Origin of the sequence: Micromonospora sp. CB01531 (genome assembly GCF_001905095.1) — a bacterium.
Lineage (GTDB): Bacteria > Actinomycetota > Actinomycetes > Mycobacteriales > Micromonosporaceae > Micromonospora.
Map to the genome: position 1 here is coordinate 43,312 of NZ_LWLS01000094.1, position 26,625 is coordinate 69,936.

General features: G+C 73.7%; 22 protein-coding genes. 10 read left to right on the top strand and 12 right to left on the bottom strand.

Annotated features, from left to right (window positions below):
- The first annotated feature begins 1 nt into the window (after position 1).
- Positions 2-1,519, top strand: coding sequence for a serine/threonine-protein kinase (locus A6A27_RS28270; protein ID WP_073837680.1), 1,518 nt, complete (start codon positions 2-4; stop codon positions 1,517-1,519).
- On the opposite strand, the gene A6A27_RS28275 is transcribed toward A6A27_RS28270, so the two are convergent.
- A complete protein-coding gene (locus A6A27_RS28275) occupies positions 1,506-1,832 on the bottom strand; it encodes a hypothetical protein (protein WP_073837681.1) in 327 nt (108 codons plus the stop codon). The two genes, A6A27_RS28270 and A6A27_RS28275, sit on opposite strands and share 14 nt — an antisense overlap.
- A gap of 202 nt (positions 1,833-2,034) precedes the next feature.
- On the opposite strand from A6A27_RS28275, the gene A6A27_RS28280 reads away from it, so the two are divergent.
- Together A6A27_RS28280 and A6A27_RS28285 are read left to right on the top strand one after the other, a co-directional pair.
- Complete coding sequence (locus tag A6A27_RS28280) at positions 2,035-3,822, top strand: alpha/beta hydrolase (RefSeq protein WP_073837682.1); 1,788 nt, start codon at positions 2,035-2,037, stop codon at positions 3,820-3,822.
- Between the two features lie 86 nt (positions 3,823-3,908).
- Positions 3,909-4,934, top strand: a complete 1,026-nt coding sequence (locus tag A6A27_RS28285; protein ID WP_073837683.1) for a tetratricopeptide repeat protein — start codon at positions 3,909-3,911, stop codon at positions 4,932-4,934.
- Between the two features lie 18 nt (positions 4,935-4,952).
- Here the strand turns inward: A6A27_RS28285 and A6A27_RS28290 are convergent, their stop codons facing one another.
- Together A6A27_RS28290 and A6A27_RS28295 are read right to left on the bottom strand one after the other, a co-directional pair.
- Entirely contained in the window at positions 4,953-5,888 is a 936-nt protein-coding gene (locus A6A27_RS28290) for a hypothetical protein (protein WP_073837684.1), read from the bottom strand.
- A complete protein-coding gene (locus A6A27_RS28295; protein ID WP_073837685.1) occupies positions 5,885-6,262 on the bottom strand; it encodes a hypothetical protein in 378 nt (125 codons plus the stop codon). The genes A6A27_RS28290 and A6A27_RS28295 overlap by 4 nt, the downstream gene beginning before the upstream one ends.
- A gap of 180 nt (positions 6,263-6,442) precedes the next feature.
- On the opposite strand from A6A27_RS28295, the gene A6A27_RS28300 reads away from it, so the two are divergent.
- The 3 genes from A6A27_RS28300 to A6A27_RS45215 all read left to right on the top strand — a co-directional run bounded on the left by A6A27_RS28300 (position 6,443) and on the right by A6A27_RS45215 (position 12,267).
- Positions 6,443-10,210, top strand: a complete 3,768-nt coding sequence (locus A6A27_RS28300; protein WP_073837686.1) for a CHAT domain-containing protein — start codon at positions 6,443-6,445, stop codon at positions 10,208-10,210.
- Positions 10,211-10,276: 66 nt separating this feature from the next.
- Positions 10,277-11,218 carry a transporter substrate-binding domain-containing protein gene (locus A6A27_RS28305; RefSeq protein ID WP_073837687.1) on the top strand — a complete coding sequence of 314 codons (942 nt, stop codon included), beginning with the start codon at positions 10,277-10,279 and terminating at the stop codon, positions 11,216-11,218.
- A complete protein-coding gene (locus tag A6A27_RS45215) occupies positions 11,215-12,267 on the top strand; it encodes a hypothetical protein (RefSeq protein ID WP_073837688.1) in 1,053 nt (350 codons plus the stop codon). The genes A6A27_RS28305 and A6A27_RS45215 overlap by 4 nt, the downstream gene beginning before the upstream one ends.
- 24 nt (positions 12,268-12,291) lie before the next feature.
- Here the strand turns inward: A6A27_RS45215 and A6A27_RS28315 are convergent, their stop codons facing one another.
- The 9 genes from A6A27_RS28315 to A6A27_RS28355 form a co-directional block, all read right to left on the bottom strand.
- The gene (locus A6A27_RS28315) at positions 12,292-13,455 is read right to left on the bottom strand and encodes an acyl-CoA dehydrogenase family protein (RefSeq protein ID WP_073837689.1); all 1,164 of its coding nucleotides are present in this window, start codon (positions 13,453-13,455) and stop codon (positions 12,292-12,294) included.
- Complete coding sequence (locus tag A6A27_RS28320) at positions 13,452-15,497, bottom strand: acetyl/propionyl/methylcrotonyl-CoA carboxylase subunit alpha (protein ID WP_073837690.1); 2,046 nt, start codon at positions 15,495-15,497, stop codon at positions 13,452-13,454. Before A6A27_RS28320 ends, A6A27_RS28315 begins: the two co-directional genes overlap by 4 nt.
- A 7-nt stretch (positions 15,498-15,504) precedes the next feature.
- Complete coding sequence (locus A6A27_RS28325; protein ID WP_073837691.1) at positions 15,505-17,106, bottom strand: acyl-CoA carboxylase subunit beta; 1,602 nt, start codon at positions 17,104-17,106, stop codon at positions 15,505-15,507.
- Positions 17,103-18,242, bottom strand: coding sequence for an acyl-CoA dehydrogenase family protein (locus A6A27_RS28330; protein ID WP_073837692.1), 1,140 nt, complete (start codon positions 18,240-18,242; stop codon positions 17,103-17,105). The genes A6A27_RS28325 and A6A27_RS28330 overlap by 4 nt, the downstream gene beginning before the upstream one ends.
- Positions 18,239-19,972: an acyclic terpene utilization AtuA family protein gene (locus tag A6A27_RS28335; RefSeq protein ID WP_073837693.1), complete on the bottom strand. Its 1,734-nt coding sequence runs from the start codon at positions 19,970-19,972 to the stop codon at positions 18,239-18,241. The genes A6A27_RS28330 and A6A27_RS28335 overlap by 4 nt, the downstream gene beginning before the upstream one ends.
- Complete coding sequence (locus A6A27_RS28340) at positions 19,969-20,772, bottom strand: TIGR03084 family metal-binding protein (RefSeq protein WP_073837694.1); 804 nt, start codon at positions 20,770-20,772, stop codon at positions 19,969-19,971. The genes A6A27_RS28335 and A6A27_RS28340 overlap by 4 nt, the downstream gene beginning before the upstream one ends.
- A 32-nt stretch (positions 20,773-20,804) precedes the next feature.
- On the bottom strand, positions 20,805-21,458 hold the full coding sequence (locus A6A27_RS28345; RefSeq protein WP_073837695.1) for a TetR/AcrR family transcriptional regulator: 654 nt from the start codon (positions 21,456-21,458) through the stop codon (positions 20,805-20,807).
- A 46-nt stretch (positions 21,459-21,504) separates the two neighbouring features.
- Complete coding sequence (locus A6A27_RS28350) at positions 21,505-22,257, bottom strand: metallophosphoesterase family protein (RefSeq protein WP_073837696.1); 753 nt, start codon at positions 22,255-22,257, stop codon at positions 21,505-21,507.
- Positions 22,258-22,438: 181 nt separating this feature from the next.
- Positions 22,439-23,116 carry a Crp/Fnr family transcriptional regulator gene (locus tag A6A27_RS28355; RefSeq protein ID WP_007073398.1) on the bottom strand — a complete coding sequence of 226 codons (678 nt, stop codon included), beginning with the start codon at positions 23,114-23,116 and terminating at the stop codon, positions 22,439-22,441.
- A 130-nt stretch (positions 23,117-23,246) separates the two neighbouring features.
- On the opposite strand from A6A27_RS28355, the gene A6A27_RS28360 reads away from it, so the two are divergent.
- From A6A27_RS28360 to A6A27_RS28375, 4 genes are all read left to right on the top strand, one after another.
- Positions 23,247-23,909 (top strand): adenosylcobinamide amidohydrolase, encoded by a 663-nt coding sequence (locus A6A27_RS28360; protein WP_073837697.1) that lies wholly within the window; start codon positions 23,247-23,249, stop codon positions 23,907-23,909.
- A gap of 86 nt (positions 23,910-23,995) precedes the next feature.
- Positions 23,996-25,171 (top strand): CapA family protein, encoded by a 1,176-nt coding sequence (locus A6A27_RS28365; protein ID WP_073837698.1) that lies wholly within the window; start codon positions 23,996-23,998, stop codon positions 25,169-25,171.
- Positions 25,172-25,228: 57 nt separating this feature from the next.
- Positions 25,229-26,008: an endonuclease III gene (gene nth, locus A6A27_RS28370; protein ID WP_073837699.1), complete on the top strand. Its 780-nt coding sequence runs from the start codon at positions 25,229-25,231 to the stop codon at positions 26,006-26,008.
- Positions 26,005-26,613, top strand: coding sequence for a TlpA family protein disulfide reductase (locus A6A27_RS28375; protein WP_073837700.1), 609 nt, complete (start codon positions 26,005-26,007; stop codon positions 26,611-26,613). The genes nth and A6A27_RS28375 overlap by 4 nt, the downstream gene beginning before the upstream one ends.
- The last annotated feature ends 12 nt before the right edge of the window (positions 26,614-26,625 follow it).

Genomic DNA, 26,625 nt, shown 5'->3' on the forward strand with positions numbered 1-26,625 from the left:
CGTGACCGAGACCCCGCCCGGTGCCCTGCGGCTGCCCATCGTGCCCGGTCTGACCGACTTGGGGGTCTTTGCCCGGGGCGGCTACGCCACCGTCTACCGGGCCACCCAGATCTCGGTGGGGCGCGAGGTCGCGGTCAAGGTGGAGAACCGCACACTGGACAGCGAGCGGGACCAGGCACGCTTTCTGCGTGAGGCGCGGGCGGCCGGCAAGATGTCGTCGCATCCGCACGTGGTCGACCTCTTCGACGTCGGGGTCACCGTCGACCAGCACCCGTATCTGATCATGGAACTGTGCGACGGGTCGTACGCGGAGCGGATGCGCACCTCGCCCCTGGGCGCGGTCGAGGCGCGGGACCTGGGCGTCAAGATCGCCGACGCGCTCGCCCACTCGCACGCGGCCGGGGTGCTGCACCGGGACGTCAAGCCGGCCAACATCCTCTACTCCCACTTCAATCCGGCGGTGCTGGCCGATTTCGGGCTGGCGGTGCTGGCCGAGGTGCGGGACGCCTCGGTCACCCTGGAGGTGCTCACCCCGGCGTACGCGCCGCCGGAGATGTTCAACCACAGCCCGCCGACGCCCGCGGTCGACGTGTACGCGCTCTGCGCCACCCTCTACGCGGTGATGCACGGCCGGCCGCCGCGCTGGCAGTCCGAGCGCAACCCGAGCCTGGTCACCGTGCTGGAGATGTTCCACCAGCCGATCCCCGGCCTGCCCGGGATTCCCGACGAGCTGATCGACGTGCTGCGGCTCGGCATGTCCAACGACCCGGCCGAGCGCCCGTCCGCCGTGGAGTTGGGCGGGATGCTCGCCGCGCTCCCGCTCGACCCGGGCACCGCCCCGGTCAGCGGTGGCCCGATCTCCGCGTTTCCGGTCAGCGGTCCCGGCACCGGCCGGCCGTACACGGTGGGGCGGAGCGGCGGGCCGAGCCCGCGCCCGCCGGCGGACGACGCCCACCCGACCGTGCCCACGCCGGGCCGCCGGTGGCGGCGCCGCTGGTTCCTCGGCGGCGCGGGGGTCCTCGCGCTGGCCGCCTCGGCCGGCGCCGGGGCGTGGCTGGCCAGCGGCCCGCCCGTCCCGCTGGCATCGCCCACGCCGGTGGTCAGCGGGGTCGTCGACGCGGGCAAGGTGCTGCCGGGCTGCGCGGCCGGCGGGGTAAGGCTGCCGGCGGGCGCTCGCTGCGCGTCCGAACTGGAGTGTTTCGGACCGGTACGGCTGCGCCGCGACCGGGCCGAGGCGGACCGGGTGTCGTGCGACGGCCAGCACACCTGGGAGACGTACGCCGAGGGTGATCTGCCGGCGAACCTGGCGGGGACGGGCCACGACGCGGTCGCCGCCGACCCCGCCGTCCGGCAGGTCTGCAATGTCAGCACCTTCCGCCTGGTCAGCGGCATCAACCAAGCGGCCGGGTGGAACCTGGAGGTGCTGCCGCCGTCCGACCAGGACGGGGACCGCACCTACCGTTGCCTGGCCGGGCAGGGCGTGAACGCGCTCGCCGTGCCGACCCTCACCGGTCGCTGAGCCCGTTCACCGTCCGATGTTCCCGGACCTCCCGGGGATCGAGCGCCTCCAGCGTGTCGGCGTCCACTGCGTACCCACCGGGTGCCGGCAGGTCATCGGTCGGGGCGCCGTCGCCGCGGGCCTGCCGCGGGGCCTGCCGGGCGGCGGCCACCGCCACGCCGGCGATCATCCCGAGCACCACGCAGAGCAGGGCCAGGATCACCGACCTGATGCCCGGGGGGCGCCACACCACCAGCGTCACCAACGCCGCCACCGCCGCCAGGGACGCGATGAGGGCCTTCACCCGCGCATCGGGCTTCGGAAACGAACTCACCCGACAAGCATGACCCAAGACCATCCTCGCAAGAGGACGGCGGAGGTAATAAAAGCGTCGATCGAGAAAAGTTCGTTACATCAATCGGCAATTTGCCGGTTTGGTCCGCGTTTGACGGGCGGCCTGCATTGGCGGTGATCCCTAGAGTGACGGGGGTCGAGGTCACCTTGACAGATCCCGTTCCCCACCGGAAGGCAGCCACATGCCACGTGCAATCCGGTCCCTGACCGCAACAGGGATCGCCGGCATCGTCCTCGCCGGATCGGCGGTCACGCCCGCCGCGGCCGCCACGGCGCAGCCGGCTGCGTCCGACCGGACCAGCGCCGTCGAGGCCCGCCGGGTCGACCGCGTGCCGGTGCCGAAGCTCGACTGGTACGCCTGCTACGGCTACGCCGAGTGCGCCACCGTCCGCCTGCCGCTGGACTACGACAACCCGAAGGGCGCCAGCACCCAGATCGCGGTGCTGCGGGTCAAGGCCCGCGACCAGAAGCACAAGATCGGCAGCCTCTTCCTCAACCCGGGTGGCCCGGGCGGCTCTGGCACCAGCATCGCGCTCGCCGCGCCGTACTTCCTCGGCGACACCCTGCTCGACCGCTTCGACATCGTCGGCGTCGACCCGCGCGGCGTCGCCGCCAGCGACAACGTCAGATGCTTCCGCTCGGTCAAGGACCAGACGAAGGCGGGTGCCGGGCTGAACGTCGCCTTCCCATGGACGAAGGCCGAGGAGAAGGCGTACATCGCCTCGTCCAAGGCGGTCGGCAAGGCCTGCTCGACCACCGGCAAGCCGCTCACCGGCGCGGCGTCCACCGCCGAGGTGGCCCGCGACATGGACGTGCTGCGCCGCGCGGTCGGCGACAAGAAGCTGACCTACCTGGGCTTCAGCTACGGCACGGCGCTGGGCCAGTACTACGCCAACATGTTCCCGGACCGGGTCCGCGCCCTCGTCATCGACGGGGTGCTCAACCCGAACGCCTGGGTCGGCCAGGGCAAGGCCCGCGACCAACTGCAGGAGAGCCGGCTGCGCAGCGCCGACGGCGCCTACCGGGCGCTGCACGAGATCCTGGTCCGCTGCGCCAAGGCCGGCGCGGACAAGTGTGAGCTGGCGTCCTCCGGCGACCCGGTCGCCGCGTACGAGACGGTGGCGAAGCGGCTGCGCAAAAAGCCGGTGGTGATCGACGACCCGGACCAAGGCACGTTCACCATCAGCTACGCCGACTTCGTCGGCGCCAGCCTCAGCGCGCTCTACAGCCCGTTCGGTTGGGCGGACATCGACGGACTCACCAGCGAGCTGCTGGTGCTGACCGATCCCGCGTCCGCGTCGGCGGCCCGCCGGTCGCAGGCGCAGACCGCGGTGGCCGAGCGCGCCACGCAGGCCCGGAAGCAGCGCGGGTACGACTTCCCGTACGACAACGGGCTGGAGACGTTCCTGACGGTGGACTGCACCGACGCGTACCACCCGAAGAGCGCCGACGCCTGGCCGGCGCTGGCCGCCAAGGAGGACAAGCGGGCCCCGTACTTCGGGCGGACCTGGGCGTGGGCCACGTCGCCCTGCGCCCGCAACACCTGGACCGTGCGGGACGAGGACGCCTACGCCGGCCCGTTCAACCGGCGCACCAGCGCCCCGGTGCTGGTGGTCGGCAACTACTGGGACCCGGCGACCAACTACCAGGGTGCGGTCAGCTCGGCGGCGCTGCTGCCGAACAGCCGCCTGCTCAGCAGCGACAGCTGGGGCCACACCGCGTACGGCACCTCGGCCTGCGTGACCGGCGCCGTCGACGCGTACCTGCTGAACGGGACGCTGCCGGCGAAGGGCACCGTCTGCACCGGTGACGACCAGCCGTTCGTGGCCGCGCCGGACACGCCGGACGCGCGGGCGACCGCGTCGAAGAGCGACCTCGCCCGGGCGGGCGCGCCGGGCCGGGGCGAGCCGAAGCGGCTCCCGCCGGTGGTCGCGCCGCTGCCGGCGGTCGGCACGCTGACCGTCCGCTGACGGACCCCCGGGGTACGGCGGGCGATCGGGCGCCCGCCGTACCCCGGGCCGTGGGCATCTGCGCGTCCGGCTGAAAGGATGACGTGATGTCGTCGCTCGCGATACCCCAGGTGACCTGTCTCGGCGGGCATCCGCGGGGGGCGGGCGAGACACCGGGGCTCACCGTGGTCCTCGACCGCTCCGGCATCCGGCTCCGCCGGCGGATCCGTCAGTTCCTGACCGTCGCCTGGCCCACATTGCGTGGGCTGGACGTCCGGGCCCCCGGCCACATCATGGCGTTGACTCACCTCCGCCTGGTGGCCGGCGGTGGTTCGCTGCTGGACCTGTCCCTGGACCACGGGGTGTGCCGGTTGTACGTCGACGGCGTCCCCGCCGGGGAACTGCGGGCGCGGCTCGCGACGTGGGTGGCGGACGAGGCAGGGCCGCCCGAGCCACTGCCCGCCATGCCCCCGCCGCCCCCGCGCGCGGCGGGCGGTCCGCTCGACGTGGTCCGGGCGTCCCTCGACGTCTGGCGTGCGGCCGGACTGGGCCGGGAGGCGGTCCGCGACCGTGCCACGCTGGCGTACCGGCTGAGCCTCGCCGAGAACCATCGCCGATGGGGACGGTTCACCGAGGCCATCGCCCTGCTCGAGCCCCTCGCCGCTGGGGCGGCGCAGGCGTTCGGCCCGGTCGACGAGGGCACCCTGAAGGTCCGCAACGCGCTCGGTCAGGCGTACTTCGAAGCCGGGCAGGTCGACGACGGGCTGGACGTGTTGCGGGAGGTCGTGGCCGCCGCTGAGCAGCTGCACGGCAGCGACGGCGAACTGACCCTCGTCGTCCGGAACAACCTGGCGGTGGGTTACCAGCACGCCGGCCAGTACGCGCAGGCCATCGAGCTGCACACGGAGAACATCCGGCACAGCGAGCGGAGCCTCGGGCGGGACAGCCTCGACACCATCGGCCGGCGCAACAACCTGGCCGCCACCCTCGCGCTGGCCGGGTACCGGAAACGGGCGATCGACCTGTACTGGACGGTGCTCGACTCGGTGCAGGAGATCGCCGGCGACCACAGCCTGGCGGTCAACGCCCGGCAGAACCTCGCCATCCTGCACAATCCGTCCTGGCAACCGTGACGGCCCGAGGGCCGAAGGTCAGGTGCGGGGCGGCGACGGCTCGGCGGATCTGGCCCGGCGGGCGTGTGGAACGACGCCGTCCTTGCGGACGATCGCGGTGAGCTGTTCGCCGACCTCCCGGGTGAGCCGGTCCGGACACGACAGTCCGAGCTGGACCGCCAACTCTCGGGCGTACAGGTCGACGGCGGCTTCGACCAGGTCGGCGTACACGCTCACGGCGAGGCGGGCGCGGTACCGGGCAATGAGCAGGGTCGCCAGGCCGATGACCAGGGCCGGCCACCAGAACGCCCCGAGGACCGCGTACAGGACGCCCCAGCCGGCCAGCCGGGCCGCCGACGCGCACCGGTCCTGCACCGCCGTCAGTTCGCCGCGCGCCTCGGCGGGGAGGAGCAGCCACAGTCTCGGCCACACGGCCGCGAGGTCGATCCCGTAGCTTCGGTGGACCCGTATGTCGGCCGCGTGCAGCCGGTCACCGACCCAGGTGGGTCGCGCCGGCTCCACGAGGCAGACCGCCGTGCGGCGGGCGATGGCCCGGCGGGCCCGGTCCCGCGCCGTTGGGTCGGCGGTGTCCGCGAGGAGCGCCCGCTCGGCCGCCACCACCTCGGCGTCCGCCCGTTCCCAGCGGCGGCGGCGCCGGTCGGCGAGCCGGCGCAGCACCGGCACGGATCCGGTCAGGCTCCACGTCCACGAGACGAACACGCCCACCGACTGCGCGGTGAGGCCGGCCGCCGCCGCACCGAGCAGGAACGCGGCCGCGGTGATCAGCAGGGGCCCGCCGCGTCCACCGGCCAGCCCGGCAAACCAGACCGGCAGGGTCCGGAGATTCACGGCGTGCTGGTGGCCGAGGACGTGGGCCAGGACCACCGCGGCGGCGAACAGCGCCCCCGGCAGCATCAGCGCCACCGTCCACCGGGTCACCAGCTGCTTGCCCAACTCGGCCAGGAACGCGTTCACAACGTGGTCCGGCTCTCCACGAACTGCGTGCCGGTCAGCCCGCACACCGGTCGGTCGCCGTCGTCGATCGGGGCCTTCCTAGGGCACGGCCGGGGGCTCGGACAGCCCCAGGCGAGGACCGCCGGATGGCCGCCTCCGCCGAGCCACGGCTCGAACATGCGTACGCCGATGGTGAGCCCGTCGATGCCGTTGCGGGCGAATGCCCCGTCGAGCCGGTCGAGGTCCTCCTCCAGCTGCCGGTCCAGGCGTCCCTGGCCGACCGCGTCGACGATCCGGTCGAGCACGTCGGCGACGCCGTACCGCTCGGCATGCTCACGCAACTGCCCGCCGGCCTGTCGGCACAGTCGATTGATGCGCTCCGGAACGAGTTCCAAGGCCGCTCCCCGTACCCCGGTTGGGTGCTTCCGCTGTCACAGTAACGATCGCGGGAAGCCAGCACACCATTCGCGGACCGGAGTCGTGTTTCCACTTCCGTCGACCGGTCCGGAGCGGGCAGGATCGTTGCGGGACGAGGAGATCGCCGGCCGACGCCAGCCACGGGGAATCGAGCAGCGATGTCGAGATGGACCACCGGCAGTGCCGCGCACCGGGTCACGGCGGTCATCGCGGAGTACGAACGCACCGGCGACCCGGGCGTCCTGTTCGGAGCGGACCTCTCCCACGAACAGCAGGCCCTCGCCGACGCAGCCGGTGACCGTGGTACCGGACGCCAGGCGGCGCGGGCACTGGCCGGGCTCCACTGGAACCGCTACCTCAACCTGCCCGGCCTGGACGGTCTGCGGGAGCGCGGAATGGCGGTCGAGCAGTTCCGGCACGGGTGCCGCCGGGACCTGGACCTGGTGCCCGAGCTGATCCGGGACGAATGCCGGGAGACCGATCGGCCGGTTTCACCGCGACTGTTCGATGTCCTGCTCAGCCAGCAGCAGGCCGACCGGGTCGCAGGGCTCTGGCATCGGTACCGGGCCGGTTCGGAGAAGGCCCTCCGAATGCTCGTCACGCTGTACCGGGAATGGCTTCGGCCCCTGGCACGGGAGCGCGACGCGTCGGCCGTTCTGATCCGTGCCGCGCTGCTGACCGATCTCTCCGAAGCATTGGTCACGTTGGCCGAGGCGACCGGGGACGGGCCGACGTACGACGAGGCGCTGGATGCCGCCACGGAGGCATTGGCGGCCACCTCCGCCCAGGACCCGCACCGGATGCACCGGCTCGCCCGCCGCGGTCGCCTGCTGGAGCTCTACTTCGACCGGGGCGCCGGCACCAAGGCGCTGCAGCTGGCCGCCGGGGAATACCGCCGGGCGGCGCAGCTCAGCTGGCAGCGGCATCCGACCGACCCGCAGGTGGTGGCACAGCTCGGCGTGGCATTGTGCCGGCTGCACGAGGTTCCGGAGAAGGCATCGGCCCTGCTCCTGCTGGAGGCGACCGCCGCCTGGCGGGACGCGGTCCACGCCGCCGCGCCGGACCGGCCCGAGGCGGCCTCGGCTCTTGAGCGGCTGAACACGGTCGTCAACCTGCTGGCCCGGGAGATCGGCCCCGAACCGGCCCTCACTGTCGCCACCGCGGCCAACCAACCCGAGGTGATCGACCGGCTCCTGCAGCAGGTCGAGGAGACGGCCGCGCGGATCGCGGTGGACGCCTCAGCACGGGCACTGGCCGAGCGGCACGAGTCGGCCGCACTGCTGTTCGCCACGGTGCCCGGCTTCCATCCGGCCCGGCCGCAGGCCCTGCTGTCGCTCGGGTGGGCCGAGCTCGATCGCTGGCAACACGGCGGTGAGCTGGACGGCGCCGCGTGGGCGGCAACCTGGGCGCAGGTGGCCCTGGACGCCACCGGGCCGTCGCATCCGCTATGGCGGGACGCGCTGAACCTGCTGGCCGGTGCCGCCGGCCACGCAGGAGTGCACGGGCGGGACGAGAAAATGGTCGCGGCCGCCGTGTCGGCCGCCCGCGCGGCACTGGAACTGACCGACGCGCAGCCGGACCTGCGCCCGTTCCAGCTCGTGGTCCTCGCCGACACGCTGGCCGACGCCGGCTGGCTGGCCGACGACCCGGACCTCCTCGACGAGGCGCTGCGGTGCCAGCGGGAGGCCCTCAGCGAAACGTCCGCCCGGCACGGGTTGTACCCGCTGCGGCTCATGAAGCTCGCCAACCTGCTGTCCCACCGGGACGTACTGGCACCCGACGACACGCTCCTCACCGAAGCCGTGGAGACCAGCCGGCGCGCCGTCGAGGCCCTGCCGGGTCACGATTCCCGCCGGATCGGTTTCCTGTTCAACCACGCGAGCAGCCTGTCCCGGCAGGCCGTCCGCCGGAACGACGAGGCCGGCCTGGCGATGGCCGAAGGCGCCTACCGCGAGGCGCTCGCCCTGCTGCCGCCGGACCACCCCGACCAGCCCCGGATCCTCAGCTCAGTCGCCGAGACGCGGTACCAGCGCTACCTGGTCGGCGGCGACCTCATGGTCCTGGCCGACGCCGTGGAGCTGGCCAGGCAGGCGGTCGAGGAGACGCCGACCGAGCACCACTGGTGGTCGCTGCGGGCCGGGCTGCTGGCTCGGGCAGCCGCCGAGCTGTCGAGATCGAAAGAGCCGGACGCCAACTGGGCGAGGGCCGAGGCCATCGCCACGTACGCCGCGATCGCCGCGTCGCCCAGGGCGGACGCGCAGACCCGGATCGACGCCGAACGCCAGCAGGCCGCGCTGGCCCGTGAGGCCGGCGACCCGGCCGCCCGACTGGCCGCCCTGGAGCGGGCGGTGCGGCGCATGCCGACCTCGGTCAGCCGGTCGTCAAGCGCCCGCCGTCGGCTCGGAGCCGTCGCCGCACTGGGCGGGCTGGCGGCCGAGGCCGCCGCGGTCGCGATCACGGCTGGGGACGCCGACGGAGCAGTCGAGCTCCTGGAACGCGGCCGTGGCCTGCTGTTCCACGAGGCCCTGGGCATCCGCAGCGGGCGGGCGGCGCTGCGCACGGTCAGCCCTCAACTCGCCACGGAACTCGACCGGGTCGACCGGGAGCTGGCGGAGGCGGACGCCTACACCCACGTCCGGAAGTTCACCATCGAGGTGGAACGCCGGTCGGCGGCCGGCGACGTGTTGGGCAGCTCGACGACGGAATGGGACCCCCGACCGGTCTGGCAGGCCCGTACCCGGCAGCTCGCCGTCGAACGGGACCGGCTGATCGAGCGGATCCGCGGGCTCCCCGGATTCGCCGACTTCCTGCGTCCACCGTCGGTGGCGGGCCTGCGCCAGCGGCTCGCGGGAATGCCGGTCGTCGTGGTCAACACGCACGGCGACCAGGGCGACGCTCTCGTCGTGCCGGCGGACCCAGGGCGGCCCGTGCAGGTGATCCGCCTGCCCGAGCTGTCGGAGGCCGCCGTCCAGCGGCACGTCGTCCGGTGGTACGCGGCGGTGTCCGAGGCGACCGACCCGACGGTGCCGTTCGCCCGGCGCGCGTCCGCGCAGGAGCAGCTGCACGGCATCCTGGCCTGGCTCTGGGACGCCGTCACCGGGCCGGTGCTCGACCGGGTGGCCCCCGTGGATGATCCGGCACCCCGGATCTGGTGGTCCCCGGTCGGCGCGCTGGCCCGCCTCCCGCTCCACGCCGCCGGTCACCACCGCGACCGGGGCCGCAGGCGCACCGTCCTCGACCGCACCGTGTCGTCCTACACGCCGACCCTCACCGCCCTGGCGCACGCCGCCGCGGACCGCCCACGGCCACCGGCGACCGCCACGGCCGCCGTCGTCGGCGTACCGACCGCGCGGGACCTGCCGGCGCTGTCCCAGGTACGCGCCGAGGTCGAGCACGTCGCCCGCCTGGTCCCCGGCTCGACCGTGCTCACCGGGACCGAGGTGGCGGCGCGCGCAGTCGAGGAAGCGCTGCGGGCACACCCGATCGCGCACTTCGCCTGCCACGGCGAGGCGGACGCCGGCCTGAGCGCGATGCTGACCGGCGGCCTGCGCCTCGGCGGAGGTGGCACGCTCAGCCCGCACCGGGTCGGCTCATCTCACCTCGAGCGGGCCGAACTGGCCTTTCTCTCCGCGTGCAGCACCGCCGAGACGCACCCGACGTTCACCGACGAACCGCTGCACCTGGCCGCGGCGTTCCAGCTCGCGGGCTTCCGCAGCGTGATCGGTACGACCTGGCGTACCACGGACAGCGCCCGGATCGCCGAGGCCTTCTACGCCGGACTGACGAACGGCGGCACACGACGCCCGGACACGGCCGCGGCGGCCCGGGTGCTCACCGACACGGTTCGGTCCGTCCGCGACGAATTCCCGGCGACGCCGACCCGATGGGCCAGCCATCTCCACGTCGGACTGAACCGACCACTGTGAACCGTCGCGCCGCTCGCCTGTGCCGCTACCCTGGGTACCCCGCCGTGTCCGTGATCGAGGTCGCCCATGAACGAGGTTCCGCCCCGTCACCGGCTCCGGTCCGTCGCCACCACCGTCGCGGTGGCGCTGACCCTGACCCTGGCCGCCGCAGCCGGCTGTGACAACCGCCGGGAACCGCCGCTGCCGTCGGTGCTCGACAAGCTGCGCGAGTCGCACATCGACGGCCAACCCCGGATCAAGATCGGGGTGGCCACCACCGAGCCGTTGATGGGCGAGCTGCGCAACGGCACGCACACCGGCTTCGACGTCGAGATCGGCCGCTACATCGCCTCGTCCCTCGGCTTCGAGGGCGACCAGCGGATCGAGTGGGTGGCGCTGTCGACCGAGGACCGCATCCCCGCCCTGCAGGCCGGCACGGTGGACCTGGTGGTGTCCAGCTTTTCCATCACCGAGGAGCGCAAGAAGCTGGTCAGCTTCGCCGGGCCGTACTTCGTCACCACCCAGGAGGTGATGGTGCCGACGCGGCTCAAGGACCGCATCCGCACCATCGAGGACCTTCGCGAGCCGGGCTACCGGATCTGCACCAGCGGCGGCTCCACCACCGAGGCTGAACTGGAGAAGCACGCGGTCAAGGCGTACGTGGTGAAGGACGTGGGCGACTGCGTCGAGGGCATCCGAAAGGGGCGCTACGACGCGGTCAGCTCCGACGAGACCATCCTCGCCGGCTTCCTCTCCCGTTATCCCACCGAGTTCGAGATCGTCGACATGCCCTTCGGCACCAGCGAACAGCTCGGCATCGGGGTGCCGATCGGCGACCCGGCGCTGCGGGACCTGGTCGCGTTCTTCCTGCACAAGAGCTATCTGGAGGGGCGGAGCGGGATCAGCAGCCCGTGGCTCACCGCGTACAACCGGACGCTGGGGCCGTGGCTGAAGGGCGGCCGGTCGCAGCCGCAGCCGCTGGATGTGCCCAAGCTTGTCGATTTCGATGACAAGGCACCCCGGCGATGAGCGCCCCAGCGGCGACCGTCCCGGCCAAGGCAGATCCGCTCCCGCCCGTCCCGGCCGCCCACGACCAGGCCGAACGGCGGGCCCGGGCCAGCCAGTCGTTCTGGACGGCCGTGGTCGGTGTCCCGGCGGTGTTCTCCGTGCTCCGGCTGGGCGTCGAGGCCGGCGGGGAACTGCAGACCACCCTGCTGCTCGTCGCCAACGTCGGCACGGTCAACCTGCTCGCCGGCTTCCTCACCACAGCCGCCCGGCTGCTCTCCGCGGGGCTGGTCGCGGTCTTCGCGCTCGGCGCGGTGCTTCGGGTCAGCGTGGACCGGATGCCGCCCGGCGTCCGCCGTCCGCTCTTCGTCCGCTGGGTGGACGTCACCCCGGCCTGGTTCGCGGTGGCCAGCTTCCTGCTGGCCCTGGTCACCTGGCCGCTGCTCTACCTGCCGCTGCTCGTCCCGGCGTTCGCGGCGGCGTTCCAGCTCAGCCCGGAGCGGCTGCACGAGCAGGTGGTGCCCCGGGTGCTGCTGCTCTGCGCCGGCTTCACCGGCTGTCTGTGGCTGCTCGCGCCGACCCTGCTGGACGCCTGGCAGCAGCGGGAGCTGCTCGCCCTGGTGCTGCTCGTCGTACCGCCGGTGCTGGCCCTCTTCGTCACCGGGCCGCTGCCGGCGGCGGTGATCCGGCCACTGGCCTCGGTGACCGAGGCGGCGGTGCTGGCCACGCTGGTGTGGGCCGCGCTCCCGGTGATCAGCACCCCGGTGCTGCCGCTCACCGTCACCACGATCGAGTCGGCCCCAGGTGTGAGCGAGGACATCCGCGGCCACGTGGTGACGGTGGACGACGTCAACGTCGTGCTGCTCCAGGAGCGCGGCGGCGTCCGCTACCTGCCGGTCGACCAGGTACGGGCCCAGGTGCTCTGCCCGAGCGAGGAGGAACTACCCCGCCGCCAGTTGCGCATCCGCGACTTCCACGTCGAGGACTCGCTGCTGGAGGGGTTGGGCCGGCGGGTCCGCCCGGTGAACCGCATCGACGCCGCCTGCCGGACGGTAGACCGAGGGCCGGTGTAACCTCGCCGGCCCTCGGCCGCCGGGTCAGTAGGACTTCTCCTGGCCGAGCACGCGCTGGGCGACGAAGTTGAGGATCATCTCCCGACTGACCGGGGCGATCCGGCCGGCCCGCACCGCGCCGAGCAGGGTGGCCACCCCGTACTCGGTGGTCATGCCGGCCCCGCCGAGCGCCTGGACGGCGGTGTCCACGGCGAGCGCGGCGGCCTCGCCGGCCGCGTACTTGGCCATGTTGCCGGAGACGCCCGCCTCCAGGTCACGGCCGGCGTCGTACAGGGTGGCCGCCTTGTAGATCATCAGGCGCGCCAGCTCCACCTGCACGGCGGCGTGCGCGAGCGGGTGGGCGACGCCCTGGTGCGAGCCGATGCTCCGGCCGCCCCACACCTTCCGGGTGGTGGTGTATCCGCTGGCCCGCTCGATCGCGTACCGGCCGGTGCCGGCACCCATCGCGGCCACCGTGATCCGCTCCGGGTTGAGCCCGGAGAAGAGCGCCGGCAGCCCGGCGTCCAGGGATTCGCCGACCAGCGCGTCGGCGGGAAGCCGAACGTCGTCCAGGTAGAGCAGGAACTGGTTCTCCGGGGAGACGATCTCCATGTCCAGCTTGGACCAGGTCAGTCCGGGGGCATCGGTGGGGACGAGGAACAGCGCGGGCTTCAGCTTGCCGGTCGTGGCGTCCTCGGTACGGGCGACGACGAGCACATGTCCCGCCTCGTCGACGCCGGAGATGTAGCACTTGCGGCCGGCGAGCAGCCAGTCGTCGCCGTCCCGGCGGGCCACCGTGCCGAGGCGGTGGAAGTTCGACCCGGCCTCCGGTTCGGTGATCGCGAAGACGATCTTCTGGGAGCCGTCGGCGAGCCCGGGCAGGTGCCGCTTGCGCTGCGCCTCGGTGCCGTGCCTGGCGATCACGGTGGCGGCGATGGCGGGGGAGACCACGAGCAGCAGCAGCGGGCAGCCGGCCGCGGCCAGCTCCTCGCAGACGATGGCCAGCTCGGTGATGCCGCCGCCCCCGCCGCCGTACTCGGTGGGGATGTTGACCCCGAGGTAGCCGAGCCGGCCGGCCTCGTGCCACAGCTCGGTGGTGTGCGCGCCGCCCTTGGCCTTCTCGACGAAGTAGCTGTGGCCGTACCGGCGGCCCAGCGTCCGCACGGCGTCGCGGAGCTGCTCCTGCTCGGAGGTGAGGTCGAAGTTCATCGCGCGTCCTCCTCGGGATTGACCACCGCCAGCACGGCCCCGGTGTCGACCTGGCCGCCTGGCGGCACCGGCAGTTCGCCGACGACGCCGTCGGCCGGGGCGAGCACCGGGTGTTCGAGCTTCATCGCCTCCAGGGTCAGCAGCAGGTCACCGGCGGCGACCCGCTGGCCGACCTCGACGTGCACCCGGGTCACCGTGCCGGGCAGCGGCGCGAGCAGCGACCCCGCCGCCAGCTCCGCCGCGGGCAGCGGGAGACGCGGCAGCTCGGTGAGGCTCGCCGCCCCGTCCGGGCCGTCCACGAAGACCGCCGACCCGACCCGGTGTACACGGAACACCCGCCGTACCCCGCCGACGTCGAGCAGCACCCGGTCCGAAGCGGCCTCGACCAGGGTCACGGCCGGCGGCAGGCCACGGGCCGCGTCGCCGCCCGACGTGGCGTCCCGGCCCACCGCTGCCGGTTCCAGTGGGGTAGGCGCGGCGCTCGGCGAGGTTGACCACTCGGCGAGCATCCCGTTGCGGTCCAGCCGGTACCGCACCTCGATCTCGCCGCCGTCCGTCCCTGCATACCGGGTGACCTGCGGGAACGCCGGCACGTTGCGCCAGCCCGAGGGCAGCCCGGCGAGCACGGTCGCCGCCGCGCGCCGACCGGCGGCGGAGGCGAGCGTGGCGGCCAGCGCGGCGAGCGGGAGGTGGTCGGCCGGGAGCAGCGGGGCGAGGACCTCCGGGTGCCGCTCCAGGAAGCCGGCGTCGATCTCCACGGCGCCGAACTCCCGGCTGCGCAGCACCCGGACCAGCAGGTCGCGGTTGGTGGCGACGCCGTGCAGCTCGGCCCGGGCCAGCGAGCCGGCCAGGGCCCGGGCGGCCTCGGTGCGGGTGGGCGCCCAGGCCACCAGCTTGGCCAGCATCGAGTCGTAGTGCACGCTCACCGTCGAGGCATCCGTCACGCCGGAGTCCAGCCGCAACCCCTTCGTCGGGGTGAACTCGCCGGCCACCCCGGGAATCGCGAACCGATGCAGGGTGCCGGTGGCCGGGCGGAAGCCCTGGCCCGGTTCCTCGGCGCAGAGGCGTACCTCGATCGCGTGGCCGTCGGCCGGCGAGGTCGCCGCCAGTGGCAGCGGCTCGCCCTCGGCGACCAGCAGTTGCAGCCGGACCAGGTCCAGGCCGGTGACCGCCTCGGTGACCGGGTGCTCCACCTGGAGGCGGGTGTTCATCTCCAGGAAGAAGAACTCGCCGGTCGGGGCGAGCAGGAACTCGACCGTGCCCGCGCCGACGTAGTCGACCGCCCGGCCGGCGGCCACCGCCGCCGCGTGCAGTCTTTCGCGCAGCTCGGACGGCACGACGGCGGGCGCCTCCTCGACGATCTTCTGGTGCCGGCGCTGGATCGAGCAGTCCCGTTCGCCGAGGGCCACCACGGTGCCGTGGGTGTCGCCGAAGATCTGCACCTCCACGTGCCGGCCGCGTTCGACGTACCGCTCGATGAAGATCGTGCCGTCGCCGAACGCCGCGGCCGCCTCGCGCCGCGCCGAGGCGACGGCCTCGGCCAGCCCGGCGGCGTCGCGGACCACCCGCATGCCCCGCCCGCCGCCGCCCGCGGCGGCCTTGACCAGCACCGGGAAGCCGGTGACCTGGTCGCCGTCGGTCCAGCTCGGCAGCATCGGCACGCCCGCGTCGGCGAGCAGCGCCTTCGCCGCCAGCTTGTCGCCCATCGCGGCGATCGCCTTGGCCGGCGGCCCGACCCAGGTGAGCCCCGCGTCGATCACCGCGGCGGCGAACTCGGCGTTCTCGGCGAGGAAACCGTAGCCCGGGTGGACGGCGTCCGCGCCGGCCCGGCGGGCCGCGTCGAGGATCACCTCGATCCGCAGGTACGTCTCGGCCGGCGCGTGCCCGGGCAGGCGTACGGCCCGGTCGGCCTCGGCGACGAAGGGAGCCCCGGCGTCCGCGTCCGAGTACACGGCGACCGTCTCGACGCCGAGCGCCCGGCAGGTGGCGAAGATCCGGCGAGCGATCTCGCCCCGGTTGGCCACGAGCAGTCTCCGAATCATCTCCGCCTCACATTCGGAAGACGCCGAAGCCGTCGGCGCCCCGGACCGGCCCGTTGTGGATCGCCGACAGGCAGAGCCCGAGGACGGTACGGGTGTCCCGGGGGTCGATCACCCCGTCGTCGTAGAGCCGGCCGGAGAGGAAGAGCGCCCCGGACTGGGATTCGATCTGCTGCTCCACCATCGCCCGCATCGCGGCGTCGGAGTCCTCGTCGTACTCCCGGCCCCGGGCGGCGGCGGCCTGCCGGGCCACGATGGAGAGCACCCCGGCGAGCTGTGCCGGGCCCATCACCGCCGACTTGGCGTTCGGCCAGGTGAACAGGAACCTCGGCTCGTACGCCCGCCCGCACATGCCGTAGTTGCCGGCACCGTACGAGGCGCCCAGGTTGACGGTCAGGTGCGGCACGGTCGAGTTGGCCACCGCGTTGATCATCAAGGCGCCGTGCTTGATGATGCCGCGCTGCTCGTACTCGGTGCCGACCATGTAGCCGGTGGTGTTCTGCAGGAAGACCAGCGGGGTGTCGGTGGCGTTGGCGAGCTGGATGAACTGGGCCGCCTTCTGCGCCTCCTCGCTGAACAGCACGCCCCGGACGTTGGCGAGCACCCCGACCGGCCACCCGTGCAGCTCGCCCCAGCCGGTGACCAGCGCGCTGCCGTAGCTGGGCTTGAACTCGTCGAACTCGCTGCCGTCGAGCACCCGGGCGAGCACCTCGCGGGGATCGAAGGGCACCTTGAGGTCGGCGCTGGCGAGGCCGAGCAGCTCCTCCGGGTCGTACCTCGGCGGCTGGGGGTGCGCGGTGCGCGGCGGCGGGCCCTGCTTGCGCCAGTTGAGCCGGCGTACGCACCGCCGGGCCAGCCGGATGCCGTCCCGCTCGTCCTCGGCGAGGAAGTCGGCCAGGCCCGACCGCGTGGCGTGCATGACCGCCCCGCCCAACGACTCGTCGTCGGTCACCTCGCCGGTGGCCATCTTCACGAGCGGCGGCCCGGCCAGGTACACCTGGGACCGGTCCCGGATCATGATCGTGTAGTCGGACATCCCCGGCATGTACGCGCCGCCGGCGGTGGCGTTGCCGAACACCACGCTGACCGTGGGGATCTTCGCCGCGGAGAGCCGGGTCAGGTCGCGGAACACCCGGCCGCCCGGGATGAAGATCTCCGCCTGGGTGGGCAGGTCCGCGCCGGCCGACTCGACCAGGTTGACCATCAGCAGCCGGTTGGCCAGGGCTATCTCGCCGGCCCGCCGGGTCTTGGCCAGCGACCACGGGTTAACCGCGCCGCCGCGTACGGTCGGGTCGTTGGCGACGACCAGGCACTCCACGCCCTCGACCACCCCGAGGCCGGTCACCACGCTGGCGCCGACCGGGAAGTCGGTGCCGTACCCGGCCACCGGCGACAGCTCCAGGAACGGGCTGTCCGGGTCGAGCAGCAGCTCGATCCGCTCCCGGGGCAGCAGCTTGCCGCGTTTGTGGTGCCGGGTCACGTACTTCTCGCCGCCGCCGGCCCGAGCCTGGTCGAGCGCGGCGTCCAGCTCGGCGAGGCGGGCCAGCAGGGCCGCCTGGTTGGCCTGATAGGCCGGCGAGGATGGATCGAGCGAGCTGTCCAGTGTGGTCACAGCCCCATGCCCTTCGCGATGATCTCGTTCATGATCTCGGTGGTGCCGCCGCCGAGGCCGAGGATCCGGGCGTCCCGGTAGTGCCGTTCCACCTCGGCGTCGCGCAGATAGCCGAAGCCGCCGTGCAGTTGCAGCGCCTGGTCGACGACCTGGTCGCACGCCGCGACGGCGACGTTCTTGGCCATCGCCACCTCGGTCACCACCGGCTGCCCGGCGGCGACCCGCTCGGCCACGTCGTGCACGTAAGCCCGGGCGGCCTCGGCCCGGGTGTGCATCTCGGCCAGCCGGTGCCGGATCAGTTGCCGGCTGGCCAGCGGCCGGCCGAAGGTGGATCGGTCCCGGCACCAGCGGACGGCCAGTTCGACGCAGCGCTGCGCGATCGCGTACGCCTGGGTGGCCAGGGACAGCCGCTCGGTGGCGAAGTGCTGCATGATCGCAATGAAGCCGGTGTCCTCCGGGCCGACCCGGTTCGCCACCGGCACCCGGACGTCGGTGAAGGACAGCTCGGCGGTGTCCGAGCAGTGCCAGCCCAGTTTCTCCAGCGGCCGGCCGACCGTGAAGCCGGGCGTGCCCTTCTCGATCAGCAGGAGGCTGAGCTCGCCGCTGCCTGGAAAATCGGCGCACACCGCCGTGGTCACGAAGTCCGCCCGGGTGCCGCTGGTGATGTAGGCCTTCGACCCGTTCACCACGTAGTGTTCGCCGTCCCGGCGGGCGGTGGTGCGGATGCCCGCCACGTCGGAGCCGCCGTCCGGTTCGGTGATCGCCAGGGCGCCGATCATCGTCCCCGCGAGGGTGGGCCGGACGTACCGATCGATCAGGTCCGCGTCCCCGGCGGCGACCATGTGCGGCAGGGCGATGCCGTGCGTGAACAGGGCGGCGACCAGCCCGGACGAGCCGCCCGAACGGATGATCTCCTCGGTGACCACGATCGAGTCGAGCAGGTCGCCGCCGCTGCCCCCGACCTTCTCGGGGAAGCCGATGCCGAGCAGCCCGACCTTCGCAGCGGTTTCGTGCAGCGACCGGGGCACCTCGCCGGCCCGTTCCCAGTCGTCCAGGTACGGCAGCACCTCCCTGGTCACGAAGGCGCGGGCCAGCTCGCGGAGCTGCCGGCGTTCCGGGGTGTCCACGATGGTCACGACCGTCCCTCCTCCATAGCCGGCCCAGCGGGCAGGTCCGCCGGCAGATCCACGATCCGGGAGCGGAGCAGTTCGCCGAGCGCCTTGGCCTGCGGGTCGAACCGGGTGGAGGCGGCCACCCCCGGCCCGAGCAGCCCCCGGATCACGAAGTTGACCGCGCGCAGGTTCGGCAGCTCGTACCGCTCGACGGTCAGCGGGGCGGTCTCCGGCAGCAGTTCGGCCAGCCGCTCGACGGTGAGCCAGCCGCGCAGCCAGGTCCAGGTCGCGCCGGTCCGGGCCCAGACGCCCAGGTTGGCGTCTCCACCCTTGTCCCCGGACCGGGCACCCACCAGTTCGCCGAGGGCCGCCCGCCGGGTCGGGCCCGCCGGGCGCCCGTACCCGAGGGCCGGCCCGGTGGCGGGCGCCGCCGTGGTCCCGTGCGGCGGCGCGGCCTCCGGCGCGGTCGTCGTCCGCGCCGGCGCGGCGATCGGCACGCGTAACCCGTCGGGCAGCACCGCCACGTGCGCGACAGCGTCCTGCGGAATGGTGTCGGCGGTGAACACGCCGTAGGGCGTCGCGTCGCCGGGCACGGTGGTCAGGGTGCAGCCCGGGTAGGAGGCCAACGCCAGTTCCACCGCCGCCGCCGAGAAGTCCCGTCCGGCCCGCGCCCGGTCGCCGTCCCGCAGGTGTACGTGCAGCAGCGCGCTCGCCGCCTCGGTGTCGGTGGCGTCCGAATGATCGGTACGGGCCAGCACGAACTCCAGCCCCTCCGTGCCGACCGCCTCCTCCACCTGTCCCCGGACCAGGGCCGCCTTGGCCGGGATGTCCAGCCCACAGAGCACGAACGTCATCGAGTTGCGGAATCCGCCCAGGTTGTTGACGCCCACCTTGAGGGTGTCCGGCGGGGGCGTGCCCCGGACGCCGTGGACTCGTACCCGGTCCGGGCCGTCCGGGCTGAGCCGCACCGTGTCCAGCCGGCTCACCACGTCCGGCCCGAGGTACGCCGGCCCGCCCACCTCGTACAACAGTTGGGCGGTGACCGTCTCGACGGCGACCGCGCCCCCGGTGCCGGGATGCTTGGTGAGCACCGCGGAGCCGTCCGCGTGGATCTCCGCGATCGGGAAGCCCGGCCGGTGACCGCCGTCCGGCAGCTCGGTGAAGAAGCTGAAGTTGCCGCCGGTGACCTGCGCCCCGCACTCGATCAGGTGCCCGGCGACGGTGGCCCCGGCCAGCGCGTCCAGGTCGTCCCGGGTCCAGCCGAAGCGGGCGATGGCCGGGCCGACCGCCAGCGAGGCGTCGGTGACCCGGCCGGTGACCACGACGTCCGACCCCGCGTCGAGGCAGGCCGCGATCCCGAACGCCCCCAGGTACGCGTTGGCGGTCAGCGCGTCCGGCCGGGCGAGCGCGTCGCCCTCGACGTACCCGATCCGGACGCGGAGGCCGAGCCGGTCGGCGAGCGCGGCGAGCGCGGCGGCCAAGCCGGCCGGGTTGAGCCCGCCGGCGTTGGTCACCAGCCGCACCCCGCGGTCGAGCGCGGTGCCGAGGCAGCCCTCCAACTGCAGGAGGAAGGTCTTCGCGTAGCCGAGGGCGGGGTCGCGCATCCGGTCCCGGCCGAGGATCAGCATGGTCAGCTCGGCCAGGTAGTCGCCGGTCAGCACGTCCAGCTCGCCGCCGTCGAGCATCTCCCGCCAGGCGGTGAGCCGGTCGCCGTAGAAGCCGGAGGCGTTGCCGACCCGCAGCACCGGGGTCATGCCGTCTCCTTGGTGCGCCCGCTGCCGGCCGCGGCCCGCTTGGCGCCGGGTGGGCCGGCGAACGCCTGCGCCACGTCCAGCCATTCGTCCGCGACCGGCCCGGTGGCGACCAGGGCCAGGTCGGTGCGGTGCCGGCGCTGGGTGACCAGCAGGCAGAAGTCGAGCGCCGGCCCGGTGACCAGGTCGGCCGCGTCCACCGGCCCGAACGTCCAGAGCGCGCCGTCGGGCGCCGCCAGCTCCACCCGCACCGGCGCCGCCGGCATCGGGCGGCCGTGCGCGGCGAAGCCGTGCCCGAGGGTACGGAAGCCGAGATGCGCGACGTGCCGCAGGCGAGCGGTTGGCGCCCGACCGACGCCGAGCGCCTCGGCCACGTCCTCGCCGTGCGCCCAGGTCTCCATGATCCGGGCGGTCACCATTGAGGCGGGTGACATCCCGGTGCCGTACCAGGGCAGTCTCTCGCCGGGCGGGGCGGCGGCCAGGGCCGCCGCGAGCGCGGCCCGGCCGTCCCGCCAGCGGGCGAGCAGCTCGGCCGGCGGGGCGAGGAACGCCGCCGCGCCGTCGTCGACCAGGCGGGCCGGGTCCGGCGCGTCCGTGACCGAGGCGAAGAACGCGGCGGCGTCGGTCGCGGCGAGGTGGGCCACGTGGTCGGTCCAGGCCAGGTGGGCGATCTGGTGGGCGACCGTCCAGCCCGGGGCCGGCGTCGGCCGGTCCCACTCCACCAAGGGCAGCGGGGCGACGAGGGCGTCGAGCTGCGCGGACTCGGCGGCCAGGTCCGCGAGCAGTGCGGTCAGGTCGACCATGGTGCCTCCGGGTGGGGTGGGCGGGTCAGGGGTCAGGGCCGCGCGCTCCCGGAGGCTCCGCCGGCGTCCGGCGGGCCGTCGTCGGGCGTGAGCAGGGCGGTCAGCTGGCGCTTCCAGCTCTGCAGCAGGGCGGTACGGCGGGCCGAGTCGTCGCTCAGCAGGTTGGCCACGCCGAGGCCGCGGAGCAGGTCGAGGGTGCTCTGCACCGCTTCCCGTACGCCGGGCCGGCGCTCGTCCACCCCGAGCAGCTCCACGGTGAGCCGGTGCATCTCCCGGCCGACTCGGGCTTCGAGGGGCACCAGGGCGTCCCGCAGTTCGGCGTCGGTGCGGGCGGCCACCCACAGCTCCAGGGCGGCGACGAAGAGCGGCCCGGTGAAGGCGGCGGCGAGCAGGTCGACCACCCGGTCCAGCCGGCGTGGGCCGGCCGGCAGGGCGTCGGCCTCGGTGCGAAGCTCCGCCGCCCGGCGCTCGGTGAGGTGGCTTACGGCGGCGGTGACCAGGGCGGCCTTGGTCGGGTAGTGGTGCAGCTGGGCGCCCCGGGAGACGCCCGCCCGGGCCGCCACGACGGTCGTGGTGGTGCCGGACCAGCCGCGCTCGACCAGGCACTCGACGGTCGCCTCCAGCAGCCGGGCCTGGGTGGCGCGGCTGCGTTCCTGTTGAGGGACGCGGGTCGATGCGATGAACACGGGGACAGGGTGCCGCCCCCGAAACAAACAGTCAAGACTGACTTTTTCAGGCGTCGGCGCGGCCGTCGCGGGGGCCGAAGACGGCGAGGGCCTCGGCGTCGCTGTGCCGCGCGCGGAGGTACTCGTCGGCCCACTCGGCGGCGTCCGGGAAGCCGGACTCGGCCACCACCCGGGCGCAGGCGGCGTCCACGTCGTACCCGGTCCGGCGCAACTGCACGCCTGGGCCGAGCAACGCCCACCAGGCGCCCGCCCCGCCGTACGGCATGCCGACGCTGCCCGGGTTGACCACCAGCCGGCGGTCGACCAGCCGGGTGAACGGCATGTGGGTGTGCCCGCAGACCACCGTGGCCACCTCGGCCGGTACGCCGGCGAAGACCTCCGCCCAGCGTTCCATCCGCGAGTCCACCAGCACGACCTCCTCGTCGTCCCGGGGCGTCGCGTGGCAGAAGAGCACGTCGCCGAGGCCGACGACCGGCAAGGTGACGGTCAGCGGCAGCGCGGCCAGCCGGGCCAGCTGGTCCTCCCGGAGCTGCTCGGCCGCCCAGTTCGCGACCTCGAACGGCGACTTCCTGCCGGCCCGCGCCTCGACCAGCTCCCGCTCGCCGTTGCCGCTCACCCAGCAGGCCCGGTCCCCGAGCGCGGCGAGCCGGTCCAGCACCTCGACCGGCTGCGGGCCGCTGGCGATGTCACCGGTGAGCACGATCAGGTCCGCCGCGGCGACGTCCGGTTCGGCGAGGACGGCCTCCAGCGCCGGCAGCGCGCCGTGGATGTCGGACAGGACTGCGACACGTTCGAGCATCGCCCCAGCGTTCCCGCCCCGCCGGGTCGCGGTCCAGCGATTCTGCGCCGGGCAGACGGATCGGCATCGGCCCGTGCTGCCCGGGCATGGTTCGGGGCTGGGAACGGCACGGCCCGGACCGCTCGGGGCGGGCCGGGCCGGGAACGAGCCGATGGCCGGGTCGGACCGGCCGGGCGGGGCGTCAGACCCGCGCGCGGCGGGCGAGGCGCTCCGGGTCGAGGATGATGATGCTCTTGCCGTCCAGCCGCAGCCAGCCGCGCGAGGCGAAGTCGGCGAGGGCCTTGTTGACGGTCTCCCGGGAGGCGCCGACGAGCTGGGCGATCTCCTCCTGGGTCAGGTCGTGGGTCACCCGCAGCACGCCGCCGTCCCGGGTGCCGAACCGGCCGGCCATCTGGAGCAGGTTCTTGGCGACCCGGCCCGGCACGTCGGTGAAGATCAGGTCGGCCAGCGAGTCGTTGGTCCGGCGCAGCCGGCGGGCCAGCACCCGCAACAGCTGCTCGGCGATCTCCGGCCGGTTGTTCAGCCAGGGCCGGAGCGCCTGCTTGCGCAGCCGGACCAGCCGGGTGTCGGTCACCGCGGTGGCCGTCGCCGTACGCGGGCCGGGGTCGAAGAGCGACAGTTCGCCGACCATGTCCGAAGGGCCCATCACGGCGATCAGGTTCTGCCGGCCGTCGGCGGCGCGGCGGCCCACCTTGATCTTGCCGGAAAGGAGGATGTAGAGACTGTCGCCGGGCTCACCCTCGTTGAAGACGACCTCGCCCTTACGGACCTCGATCGTCTCCATCTCCTTGGCGAGCGCCTCGGCAGCCTCCGGGTCGACACCCTGGAAGATCCCGCTGCGGGCCAGTACCTCGTCCATCGCGCACCTCCGCCTGCGCGTGCCGTCCGTCGGCCGGGTCCGCCGTCCGCTGATCCCTCGCGCGCCGCCAGTCTAGGCCCACTTGAGCGGGAATCAGAGGTGCACCCCCTCGGATCATAGGCTCTGGGGCGTGCTGAGCGAGCCGTTCCTGACCACCCGTGCCGAGGACGGGTGGAACATCCCATTGCTGGTCTGGCGGGCCGCGGAGCCGCTGCTGGCGGTCGGCAGCGCCCCGCTGGGCGGTGGCATCGGTGTACGCCGGTGGGTGGTCAACGCGACCGTGCCGATGTCGTACGCCCGGGACGACCCGGCCGCCCACCTGGCCGAGCTGGCCGACGGCCTCGACCTGGCCGGACCCGGGGTGGGGCTGCTGACCGGGGTCGACGTGGCCGAGGTGGTGGCCCGGGCCGACACCGGCGTACGGGCCTGGGCGACCGTCGGGCTGGGCACCCCCGTCTGGGCCGCCGCGCCCGCGCCCGCAACCCCCGCCCAGCGCGTCGGCACGGTCAACATCGTCGTGTACGTCCCGGCCCGGCTCAGCGAGGCGGCTCTGGTCAACGCGGTGGCCACGGCCACCGAGGCGAAGGCGCAGGCGATCTGGGAACTGGGGTTGCCGGCCACCGGCACCCCCACCGACGCGGTCACCGTGCTCTGCCCGGCCGACGGCGAGGTCGCCCCGTACGGCGGCCCCCGGTCGGCCTGGGGTGCCCCGCTGGCCCGGGCCGTGCACGCGGCCGTGCGGGCCGGCGGCACCGGCGCGGTTGTGCCCTGGTCCGACCGTCAGGCAGGCTGAGCCGGATGGGTTCCCGCTCGACCAGACGGGTTTTCCGACCGATCGGCCATCGTCGGTGCGCTTTCCGGACGGTAGCGTCGCGGTCGATGTACGCTTCCGCTACTCTCGCCTACCGTCTCCCGCGTCGCCGCACCGCCGTCCTCGGCGTCCTGCTCGTCGCCCTGCTCGCCGCCGGCTGCGGCAAGTCCGGCGGGGACGGCTCGACCTGGCACTCGGGCGCGGCCGACGGGTCGGCCGGCAGCACTGTCCCGAACGAGGCGGACCAGCCGGCCAAGTCGGCGGACGAGTCGGGCAGGACGATCTCGCTGGCCGCGACCGGTGACGTGATCATGGGCAACGCCCCGTCCCGGCTGCCGGCCAACGGCGGGAAGGGCTTCTTCGACGACGTCAAGGCGGCGCTCAAGGCCGACCTGGTGATGGGCAACCTGGAGGAGCCGCTCACCGACGACACCGGCACCGGCAAGTGTGGGGCCAACGCGACGAACTGCTTCCAGTTCCGGGCGCCCCCCGGCTACGCCGCGCACCTGCGCGACGCCGGGTTCGAGCTGCTCAACCAGGCCAACAACCATGGCTACGACTACGGCAAGCAGGGCTACGAGAACACCCAGGCCGCGCTGGAGGCGCAGGGGCTCAAGCACACCGGCGCGCCGGACCAGATCACCGTGGTCGAGGTGCAGGGCGTGAAGGTCGCAGTGCTCGGCTTCTCGTCGTACCCGTGGTCGAACAGCCTGGTCGACCTCGACGCGGCGAAGAAGGTGGTCAAGACGGCCACCGACATGGCCGACGTGGTCGTGGTGCAGGTGCACATGGGCGCCGAGGGCGCCGACAAGACCCGGGTCAAGCCGGGCACCGAGATGTTCTACGGGGAGAACCGGGGCGACCCGATCCGGTTCTCGCACGCCGTGATCGACGCCGGTGCCGACCTGGTCATCGGGCACGGCCCGCACGTGCTGCGCGGGATGGAGGTCTACCGGGGGCGGCTGATCGCGTACAGCCTGGGCAACTTCGCCGGCGGTGGGAGGTCGCTGAACCCCTCCGGCCGGTTGGGCTGGGGCGGGGTGCTGAAGGTGTCGCTCAAGGCGGACGGCAGCTTCGTCGAGGGCCAGTTCACCTCGACCGCGATGAACAGCGTGGGGCGGCCGGCAGTCGACCGGCAGCACCGTGGCCTCGGGCTGGTCCGCCAGGTGAGCGGGGCCGACTTCCCGAAGACGGGCCCCGAGATCGACGAGTCGGGCCGGATCAGTCCCCCGGCGGGCGCGTAGCGCCGGCCCCCGCGTGGGCCCGCCAGGAGGTCAGCCGCGCGACGTAGGCTGGCCGGCGTGACCACGCGCTCCCCCGAGACCGACCTCGGCCGTACCCGCCGCGCCCGGCGGATCGGCCGGGTGCTGACCGATACGCACCCCGACGCGCACTGTGAACTCGACCACTCCAACGCGTTGGAGCTGGCGGTCGCCACGATCCTGTCGGCCCAGTGCACGGACAAGAAGGTCAACGAGGTCACCCCGAAGCTCTTCGCCCGCTACCGCACCGCCGCCGACTATGCGGGGGCGGACCGCACGGAGCTGGAGGAGCTGATCCGGCCGACCGGCTTCTACCGCAACAAGACCAGTTCGCTGATCAACCTCGGCCGCGCCCTCTGCGAGCGGTACGACGGCGAGGTCCCCGGCCGGCTGGCCGACCTGGTCACCCTCCCCGGGATCGGCCGCAAGACCGCCAACGTGATCCTCGGCAACGCCTTCGACGTCCCCGGCATCACCGTGGACACCCACTTCCAGCGGCTGGTGCAGCGGTGGCGGCTGACCGCCGAGACCGACCCGGTGAAGATCGAACACGCCATCGGCGCGCTGTACCCGAAGCGCGACTGGACGATGCTGTCGCACCGGATCATCTTCCACGGGCGGCGGGTCTGCCACGCCCGCAAGCCGGCCTGCGGCGCCTGCACGCTGGCGAAGCTCTGCCCGGCGTACGGCACCGGGCCGACCGATCCGGTGGCCGCCGCCAAGCTGCTCAAGGGGCCCCGCGCCCGGGATCTCGCGGCGGCTGTCGGCCTCGACCCGGACCTGGTGCCGCAGCAGGCGGCCGCGGCGGACGTGCCGTGACCGGTCGCCTCGCGTACCTGCTCGTCCCGCTGCTGCTCGCGGTGGCCGGCTGCACCGGCACCACCGCCCAGCAGGAGAGCCCGGTGCCGGCGGCCCGGCCGGAGCGCCCCTCGCCGTTCGCCGACTGCGCCCCGCTGACCGTCGCGCCGCCCTCGGCCGCCCCGGCCCCGGCCGGCAGCCCGGGTGACCCGCTGCCCGAGCTGACCCTCTCCTGCTTCACCGGGGGCGCCCCGGTGTCGCTGCGTGCCGTCAAGGGGCCGGCGGTGATCAACGTCTGGGCGTCCTGGTGCCCGCCCTGCCGCAAGGAGCTGCCCGCCTTCCAGCGGCTCAGCGAGCGGGCCGAGGGCCGGTTCCAGGTGATCGGGGTGAACAGCCGGGACAGCCGCGGCGGGGCGCAGTCGATCGGCGAGGACTTCGACGTCCGTTTCCCCATGCTGGTCGACCAGGGGGACGCGTTCGAGCGGGCGCTGCACCGGAACGCCTTCCCGCTGACCGTCTTCGTCGACGCGGACGGCCGGATCCGGCACACCGACTCGACCGGCGCGCTGGACGATGCCCGCCTCGCCGAGCTGGTCCGCATGCACCTGGGCGCGGAGGTCACGTGAGCGAGCGGAGCG

Coding starts and splice junctions, on each gene's coding strand:
- A6A27_RS28300 (WP_073837686.1), top strand. CDS start 6,443: ATGTCGAGATGGACCACCGGCAGTGCCGCGCACCGGGTCACGGCGGTC.
- A6A27_RS28320 (WP_073837690.1), bottom strand. CDS start 15,497: ATGATTCGGAGACTGCTCGTGGCCAACCGGGGCGAGATCGCTCGCCGG.
- A6A27_RS28355 (WP_007073398.1), bottom strand. CDS start 23,116: ATGGACGAGGTACTGGCCCGCAGCGGGATCTTCCAGGGTGTCGACCCG.
- A6A27_RS28340 (WP_073837694.1), bottom strand. CDS start 20,772: ATGGTCGACCTGACCGCACTGCTCGCGGACCTGGCCGCCGAGTCCGCG.
- A6A27_RS28365 (WP_073837698.1), top strand. CDS start 23,996: ATGTACGCTTCCGCTACTCTCGCCTACCGTCTCCCGCGTCGCCGCACC.
- A6A27_RS28335 (WP_073837693.1), bottom strand. CDS start 19,972: ATGACCCCGGTGCTGCGGGTCGGCAACGCCTCCGGCTTCTACGGCGAC.
- A6A27_RS45215 (WP_073837688.1), top strand. CDS start 11,215: ATGAGCGCCCCAGCGGCGACCGTCCCGGCCAAGGCAGATCCGCTCCCG.
- A6A27_RS28285 (WP_073837683.1), top strand. CDS start 3,909: ATGTCGTCGCTCGCGATACCCCAGGTGACCTGTCTCGGCGGGCATCCG.
- A6A27_RS28315 (WP_073837689.1), bottom strand. CDS start 13,455: ATGAACTTCGACCTCACCTCCGAGCAGGAGCAGCTCCGCGACGCCGTG.
- A6A27_RS28280 (WP_073837682.1), top strand. CDS start 2,035: ATGCCACGTGCAATCCGGTCCCTGACCGCAACAGGGATCGCCGGCATC.
- A6A27_RS28350 (WP_073837696.1), bottom strand. CDS start 22,257: ATGCTCGAACGTGTCGCAGTCCTGTCCGACATCCACGGCGCGCTGCCG.
- A6A27_RS28305 (WP_073837687.1), top strand. CDS start 10,277: ATGAACGAGGTTCCGCCCCGTCACCGGCTCCGGTCCGTCGCCACCACC.